General features: G+C 47.7%; 1 tRNA gene and 2 rRNA genes. All 3 read right to left on the reverse strand.

Annotated features, from left to right (window positions below):
- Nucleotides 1-3 precede the first annotated feature (3 nt).
- The 3 genes from LRA01S_RS10100 to LRA01S_RS10110 all read right to left on the reverse strand — a co-directional run bounded on the left by LRA01S_RS10100 (nt 4) and on the right by LRA01S_RS10110 (nt 4,826).
- Nucleotides 4-2,909 (reverse strand): 23S ribosomal RNA (locus tag LRA01S_RS10100).
- Nucleotides 2,910-3,081: 172 nt separating this feature from the next.
- Nucleotides 3,082-3,154 (reverse strand) — tRNA-Ala (locus LRA01S_RS10105).
- A 115-nt stretch (nt 3,155-3,269) separates the two neighbouring features.
- Nucleotides 3,270-4,826, reverse strand: a 16S ribosomal RNA gene (locus LRA01S_RS10110).
- Together the 16S and 23S rRNA genes with 1 tRNA gene alongside form the textbook arrangement of a ribosomal RNA operon.
- Nucleotides 4,827-5,144 lie beyond the last annotated feature (318 nt).

Here is a 5,144-nt window from a genome sequence, read left to right on the forward strand (position 1 = left end):
TTTTAGGTAAAGTCCTCGAGCTATTAGTACTAGTCCGCTCCAAACATCACTGTCCTTCCACTTCTAGCCTATCTACCTGATCATCTCTCAGGGCTCTTAATTCATAAAGAATGGGAAATCTCATCTTGAGGTTGGTTTCACACTTAGATGCTTTCAGCGTTTATCCGTTCCCTACATAGCTACCCAGCGATGCCTTTGGCAAGACAACTGGTACACCAGCGGTAAGTCCACCCCGGTCCTCTCGTACTAAGGGCAGATCCTCTCAAATTTCCTACGCCCGCGACGGATAGGGACCGAACTGTCTCACGACGTTCTGAACCCAGCTCGCGTGCCGCTTTAATGGGCGAACAGCCCAACCCTTGGGACCGACTACAGCCCCAGGATGCGACGAGCCGACATCGAGGTGCCAAACCTCCCCGTCGATGTGAACTCTTGGGGGAGATAAGCCTGTTATCCCCAGGGTAGCTTTTATCCGTTGAGCGATGGCCCTTCCATGCGGTACCACCGGATCACTAAGTCCTACTTTCGTACCTGCTCGACTTGTAAGTCTCGCAGTCAATCTCCCTTATACCTTTACACTCTACGCATGATTTCCAACCATGCTGAGGGAAACTTTGAGCGCCTCCGTTACTCTTTAGGAGGCGACCGCCCCAGTCAAACTGCCCAGCAGACACTGTCTCCCATGCCGATTAGGCATGCGGGTTAGAGTAGCCATTACACAAGGGTAGTATCCCAACAGCGCCTCACTGAAAACTAGCGTCCTCAGATCAATGGCTCCTACCTATCCTGTACATGTGCAACAGATACTCAATATCAACTTGCAGTAAAGCTCCATGGGGTCTTTCCGTCCTGTCGCGGGTAACCTGCATCTTCACAGGTACTAAAATTTCACCGAGTCTCTCGTTGAGACAGTGCCCAAATCGTTACGCCTTTCGTGCGGGTCGGAACTTACCCGACAAGGAATTTCGCTACCTTAGGACCGTTATAGTTACGGCCGCCGTTTACTGGGGCTTCAATTCATACCTTCGCTTACGCTAAGCACTCCTCTTAACCTTCCAGCACCGGGCAGGCGTCACCCCCTATACATCATCTTACGATTTAGCAGAGAGCTGTGTTTTTGATAAACAGTCGCTTGGGCCTATTCACTGCGGCTCTACAAATGTAGAGCACCCCTTCTCCCGAAGTTACGGGGTCATTTTGCCGAGTTCCTTAACGAGAGTTCTCTCGCTCACCTGAGGCTACTCGCCTCGACTACCTGTGTCGGTTTGCGGTACGGGTAGGTTATAATTAAACGCTAGAAGATTTTCTTGGCAGTGTGACATCAGGTACTTCGCACTCGAAAGTGCTTCCCCATCACAGCTCAATCTTAGAGGTACAAGCATTTGACTCATACCAAACCTCACTGCTTAGACCAGAATCCATTAACTGGCTTACCTTAGCCTACTGCGTCCCTCCAATCACTATATAACCTAGTACAGGAATATCAACCTGTTGTCCATCGGATACGCCATTCGGCCTCTCCTTAGGTCCCGACTAACCCAGGGCGGACGAGCCTTCCCCTGGAAACCTTAGTCTTACGGTGGACAGGATTCTCACCTGTCTTGCGCTACTCATACCGGCATTCTCACTTCTTATCGCTCCAGCACTCCTCACGGTATACCTTCATCGCTGATAAGAACGCTCTCCTACCAATTAAATAAATTTAATTCCATAGCTTCGGTAATATGTTTTAGCCCCGGTACATTTTCGGCGCAGGATCACTCGACTAGTGAGCTATTACGCACTCTTTAAATGATAGCTGCTTCTGAGCTAACATCCTAGTTGTCTGTGCAATCCCACATCCTTTTCCACTTAACATATATTTTGGGACCTTAGCTGATGGTCTGGGCTGTTTCCCTTTCGACTATGGATCTTAGCACTCACAGTCTGACTGCCCAACGCATGTAAATGGCATTCGGAGTTTATCTGAGATTGGTAATCCGGGATGGACCCCTCACCCAAACAGTGCTCTACCTCCATTACATTCAAGTTGGACGCTAGCCCTAAAGCTATTTCGGAGAGAACCAGCTATCTCCAAGTTCGTTTGGAATTTCTCCGCTATCCACAAGTCATCCAAACACTTTTCAACGTGTCCTGGTTCGGGCCTCCAGTGCGTCTTACCGCACCTTCACCCTGCTCATGGATAGGTCACATGGTTTCGGGTCTAAATCATGATACTATGGCGCCCTATTAAGACTCGCTTTCGCTACGGCTCCGACTCTTCATCTTAACCTCGCATCATAACTTAACTCGCCGGTTCATTCTACAAAAGGCACGCTCTCACCCATTAACGGGCTCGAACTTGTTGTAGGCACACGGTTTCAGGTGCTATTTCACTCCCCTCCCGGGGTTCTTTTCACCTTTCCCTCACGGTACTTGTTCACTATCGGTCACTAGAGAGTATTTAGGGTTGGGAGATGGTCCTCCCAGATTCCGACGAGATTTCTCGTGTCTCGCCGTACTCAGGATACTGCTAGGTATATATTCTATTTCAACTACGAGGCTATTACTCTCTTTAGCTTACCTTCCCAGGTAATTCGTCTATAAAATATAAGTCCACTGCGCAGTCCTACAACCCCAAGAGACAAGTCTCTTGGTTTGCCCTTCTTCCGTTTCGCTCGCCGCTACTAAGGAAATCGCGTTTGCTTTCTCTTCCTGTTGCTACTTAGATGTTTCAGTTCACAACGTCTTGCCCTGTAAGTGCTATGTATTCACACAAACAGTAGTAGCCATTAGCTACTGGGTTCCCCCATTCGGACACCTGCGGATCAAAGCTTACTTACAGCTCCCCGCAGAATTTCGTAGTTAGTCACGTCCTTCATCGCCTTCTAGTGCCAAGGCATCCACCGTGCGCCCTTATTAACTTAACCTTTAAATCGATACATTTAAGTATCTGGTAATAAGTATTGAGTCTTTCGACTCACGCTTTTTTTTTGAGGTGACATATTGCTATGTCACTTCTCGGTTTATTTCTTGTTATTTTAGAAATTGTTATTCAGTTTTCAATGATCTAATTGCCTATTTTAATGTCTTCGTTGACAATGGAGCCTAGCGGGATCGAACCGCTGACCTCCTGCGTGCAAAGCAGGCGCTCTCCCAGCTGAGCTAAGGCCCCGTCTTCTTATAGAGAAGATTTTTACAGTTTTAGGTATAAACCTCTCAAAACTAAATAAAACAGAAAGCCCAAATACAGTTATCCATGAATTGCCTAAGCAACCATTTTTCCTTAGAAAGGAGGTGATCCAGCCGCACCTTCCGATACGGCTACCTTGTTACGACTTCACCCCAATCATCTATCCTACCTTAGACGGCTGCCTCCTAAAAGGTTAGCTCACCGGCTTTGGGTATTACAAACTCTCGTGGTGTGACGGGCGGTGTGTACAAGGCCCGGGAACGTATTCACCGCGGCGTGCTGATCCGCGATTACTAGCGATTCCGACTTCATGTAGGCGAGTTGCAGCCTACAATCCGAACTGAGATTGGCTTTAAGAGATTAGCTTGACATCACTGCCTTGCGACTCGTTGTACCAACCATTGTAGCACGTGTGTAGCCCAGGTCATAAGGGGCATGATGATTTGACGTCATCCCCACCTTCCTCCGGTTTATTACCGGCAGTCTCGCTAGAGTGCCCAACTTAATGATGGCAACTAACAATAGGGGTTGCGCTCGTTGCGGGACTTAACCCAACATCTCACGACACGAGCTGACGACAACCATGCACCACCTGTATCCCGTGTCCCGAAGGAACTTCCTATCTCTAGGAATAGCACGAGTATGTCAAGACCTGGTAAGGTTCTTCGCGTTGCTTCGAATTAAACCACATGCTCCACCGCTTGTGCGGGCCCCCGTCAATTCCTTTGAGTTTCAACCTTGCGGTCGTACTCCCCAGGCGGAGTGCTTAATGCGTTTGCTGCGTCACTTAGGGCTGGATAGCCCCAAACAACTAGCACTCATCGTTTACGGCGTGGACTACCAGGGTATCTAATCCTGTTTGCTACCCACGCTTTCGAGCCTCAGTGTCAGTGACAGTCCAGAGAGCCGCTTTCGCCACCGGTGTTCCTCCATATATCTACGCATTTCACCGCTACACATGGAATTCCACTCTCCTCTACTGCACTCAAGTCTAACAGTTTCCAATGCACACAATGGTTGAGCCACTGCCTTTTACATCAGACTTATTAAACCACCTGCGCTCGCTTTACGCCCAATAAATCCGGACAACGCTCGGGACCTACGTATTACCGCGGCTGCTGGCACGTAGTTAGCCGTCCCTTTCTGGTTAGATACCGTCACTTGCATAATTTTCCACTCTATGCAACGTTCTTCTCTAACAACAGAGTTTTACGATCCGAAAACCTTCTTCACTCACGCGGCGTTGCTCGGTCAGACTTTCGTCCATTGCCGAAGATTCCCTACTGCTGCCTCCCGTAGGAGTTTGGGCCGTGTCTCAGTCCCAATGTGGCCGATCACCCTCTCAGGTCGGCTATGTATCATCGCCTTGGTAGTCCATTACACTACCAACTAGCTAATACAACGCGGGTCCATCTCTCAGTGTACCATTTGGTACTTTCAAATGTCGAATATGCATCCAACATTGTTATGCGGTATTAGCTATCGTTTCCAATAGTTATCCCCCGCTGATAGGTAGGTTACCCACGCGTTACTCACCCGTTCGCTACTCTTGATTTTCGGTGAAGCAAGCTTCGGTGAAAATCAAGCGTTCAACTTGCATGTATTAGGCACGCCGCCAGCGTTCGTCCTGAGCCAGGATCAAACTCTCATTTAAATGAGAACATATCAAATATGCTCTAGCTTTTGTTTTTTTGTCCGTTCATTTCTGAACGATTTATTGTCGAATTGACAGTTGGTTGTTTATCGCTAAACAACCGCTGTACTTGGTTTGTTTTCTGTTTTATTCAGTTTTCAAAGGTCTATTTCGTTTGCGCTGTTCTTACGAGACAACTATTTAATTCTACCAAAACTTTTTTGACTTGTCAACACCTTTTTGAAAAGTTTTTTTATTTTCTTTTCCTTCGTTCGTGACCTGTCGTTTTGAGTACTTTATTATCTTATCAAATCTACATCTCCATGTCAACTCTTTTTT

This window comes from Pseudolactococcus raffinolactis NBRC 100932, assembly GCF_001591765.1.
GTDB classification, from domain to species: Bacteria; Bacillota; Bacilli; order Lactobacillales; family Streptococcaceae; genus Pseudolactococcus; species Pseudolactococcus raffinolactis.